3 protein-coding genes are annotated in these 3113 nt (G+C 40.1%); all 3 read left to right on the top strand.

The annotated features are described in order from the left end of the window. Positions 1-32 precede the first annotated feature (32 nt). Positions 33-1598 carry a T9SS response regulator signal transducer PorX gene (porX, locus tag E1176_RS03320; RefSeq protein ID WP_155209157.1) on the top strand — a complete coding sequence of 522 codons (1566 nt, stop codon included), beginning with the start codon at positions 33-35 and terminating at the stop codon, positions 1596-1598. Beyond that, complete coding sequence (tsaE, locus tag E1176_RS03315) at positions 1588-2034, top strand: tRNA (adenosine(37)-N6)-threonylcarbamoyltransferase complex ATPase subunit type 1 TsaE (RefSeq protein ID WP_155209156.1); 447 nt, start codon at positions 1588-1590, stop codon at positions 2032-2034. The genes porX and tsaE overlap by 11 nt, the downstream gene beginning before the upstream one ends. Then, positions 2027-3113, top strand: a 1087-nt coding sequence (locus tag E1176_RS03310; RefSeq protein WP_155209155.1) for an alanine dehydrogenase, incomplete at its 3' end; no start/stop codon positions are given. The genes tsaE and E1176_RS03310, both read left to right, overlap by 8 nt.

The raw sequence follows: 3113 nt of genomic DNA, 5'->3' as shown, positions 1-3113 counted from the left end.
TACAAAAAACAATTAACTCAGAACTACTACCAATGCAAAGATATAAGATTTTATGGGCGGATGATGAGATAGATTTATTAAAGCCCCACATCCTCTTTCTAGAGAATAAAGGCTATCATATGACACCTGTAAATAGTGGGTCTGATGCTATTGAAAAATGCGAAAGCGAGCATTTTGATGTGGTTTTTTTAGATGAGAATATGCCTGGTATGTCAGGGCTTGAAACACTCACAAAAATAAAGGGTATGATGCCGAGCTTACCTGTGGTAATGATCACCAAAAGTGAGGAAGAGCAGATCATGGAAGAAGCAATAGGTGCTAAAATTGCCGATTACCTAATCAAACCTCTAAATCCTAGCCAGATATTGTTGTCTGTAAAGAAAATACTGGATAACAGACGCCTTGTTACAGAAAAGACCAACCTCAACTATCAACAGGAGTTTCGCAATATCAGCATGACATTTCAGGAGAATCTTGATTTTCAGGAATGGGTAGAGGTGTATAAAAAGCTGATATTTTGGGAGTTAGAAATAGATGAGACAGAAAACAAGAGCATGTCTGAGGTGCTCACTATGCAAAAGGAAGAGGCAAATAATCGATTTTCTAAGTTTATAACAGAAAGTTACGATAGCTGGCTTAATGATCCTGATGCAGAGAAACCAATGCTTTCGCATCAATTGATGAAGAAAAAGGTTTTTCCAGCCATAGAGAAAGACACATCACTCTTCTTTCTGGTCATAGACAATCTTAGATATGACCAATGGAAAATTATCGAGCCCGCTATTTCTGAGTATTATAATGTAGAAGAAGAAGATACCTACTACTCTATATTACCCACAACCACTGCCTATGCCAGAAACTCTATTTTCTCCGGAATGCTTCCTTCAGAAATGGAAAAAAAGCACTCAGACATTTGGGTTGGAGAAGATGTTGACGAAGGAAAGAATAACTACGAGGATCAGTTTTTAGAAAGACAGATCAGGAGAAATAATCTGGATCTAAGCTTTAGCTACCATAAGATAAAGAAAGCATCAGAAGGCAGACAGTTAGTCGATAACATCAATAATATGATGACCAACGACCTGAATGTGATCGTTTACAATTTTGTAGACATGCTTTCTCACGCCCGAACAGACACGGCCATGATTAGAGAGTTGGCGCCTGACGAATCAGCTTATCGCAGTATCACTAAATCATGGATCGAACACTCACCCTTGCTTGATGCGCTTAAGCTAATTGCAGAAAAAGGGGGTAAAGTAATTATCACCACCGATCATGGGACAATCAGGGTTAAAAAGCCATTTAAGATAATCGGTGACAGAAATACCAATACTAACTTGAGATATAAACAAGGCAAGAACTTAGGCTATGACCGGGGTGATGAGATCATGGAGGTGGCTAAACCTGAGCGATTATTTCTGCCGAAACTAAACGTAAGTACATCTTATGTCTTTGCCACTGAAGATCGCTTTTTTGCATACCCCAATAATTACAACTACTATGTAAACTACTATAAGGACACTTTTCAGCATGGAGGCATCTCTATGGAAGAAATGATTATTCCAATAATTTCACTAAATTCGAAATATGGTAGATAAGGCTCTCTCCCGTCAAGAGTTTAAATGCAATAGTATAGATCAGATTGAAGAGGTGGCCGGGCAGATATTAAAATTTGCTTCCGGGATCAATATTTGGCTTTTTGAAGGAGAAATGGGAGCTGGTAAAACGACTTTGATAAAGGCGATATGTAAGCAGTTGAACGTAGAAGACACTGTCAATAGCCCAACTTTTTCTATTGTAAATGAATATCAAAACAATAGTGGCTCTACGTTTTATCACTTCGATTTTTATCGCATCAAAGAAGAGGAAGAAGCCATTGAGATTGGGGTTTACGAGTATTTTGACTCCGGCAATCTTTGTTTTATCGAATGGCCATCTAAAATAGAAAACTTACTACCAGAAAAAGTCTTAAAAATTGATATTTCCGTTACCGGAAAGGAGCAACGCTCGATAGAAATTTGTCGCTATGAGTAAAAAGGAAACCACAGGTTTTGCACAGCTGGCACAAGAAAGCAGCTTATACCCTCAAGAAAAATTACTTGCAGTTAAAAAGAGTGACCATTCATTTTTTATAGGTATACCCAATGAGATTTCGATGCAGGAAAAACGGATAACGCTAACTCCTGACGCGGTAGCATTGTTGGTCAACAATGGTCATGAAATATGGGTAGAGACTAATGCTGGCAATGGTTCTAAGTTTTCTGATAAAGAATACAGTGATGCCGGTGCCAAGATAGTTTATTCAGCCGAAGAGCTCTACAAGGCCAAAGCCATACTCAAAATCGAGCCTCCTACGATGGAGGAAATCGAAATGATGCAACCGGGGCAGGTTTTGATTTCTGCTATTCAGCTGGGTAATCAGACACCGGAGTATCTCGAAGCACTCAATAAGAAAAAGATTACGGCTCTGGCTTTTGAATTTATCCAGGATAAGGTAGGAGGGATGCCCATCATCCGCGCAATGAGCGAGATAGCGGGAAATACCGTGATGTCGATAGCCTCAGAGTACCTTAACTCCAGTAATGGGGGGCGAGGAATTATTCTTGGCGGAATAACCGGAGTGCCACCATCTCAGGTAGTAATCATAGGTGCAGGTACCGTGGCAGAATATGCAGCGAGAGCTGCAATTGGATTGGGAGCAGAGGTAAAAATATTTGATAACCATATATATAAGCTGAGGAGAATAAAGCATGCCTTAGGTCATCAAATCTATACCTCTACCATAGATACAGTTACGCTGGCCGACTCTCTTGAGCATGCTGATGTAGTGATTGGTGCGTTGAGAGCTGAAAAAGGAAGAAATCGTTATGTAGTAACCGAAGAAATGGTGGCGCAAATGAAAGATGATGCGCTCATCATTGACCTAAGCATTGATCAGGGTGGTTGTGTAGAAACCTCAGAGCTCACCACGCTGAAGAATCCAATTTTCAGAAAGTATGGCGTGATTCATTACTGTGTACCCAACATAGCATCACGAGTGGCTCACACAGCAACTTCTGCATTGAGCAATATATTTACCCCAACCATTTTAAGAGCCGGTGAAGAAGGTGGTA

Origin of the sequence: Fulvivirga aurantia (genome assembly GCF_009711475.1) — a bacterium.
GTDB lineage: Bacteria > Bacteroidota > Bacteroidia > Cytophagales > Cyclobacteriaceae > Fulvivirga > Fulvivirga aurantia.
The sequence above is the reverse complement of the archived record's forward strand: the minus strand, read 5'-3'. Positions and strand labels throughout refer to the sequence as shown.

Bases quoted from the DNA above. Each gene is read 5' to 3' on its own strand.
- tsaE (WP_155209156.1), top strand. From the start codon at position 1,588: ATGGTAGATAAGGCTCTCTCCCGTCAAGAGTTTAAATGCAATAGTATA.
- porX (WP_155209157.1), top strand. From the start codon at position 33: ATGCAAAGATATAAGATTTTATGGGCGGATGATGAGATAGATTTATTA.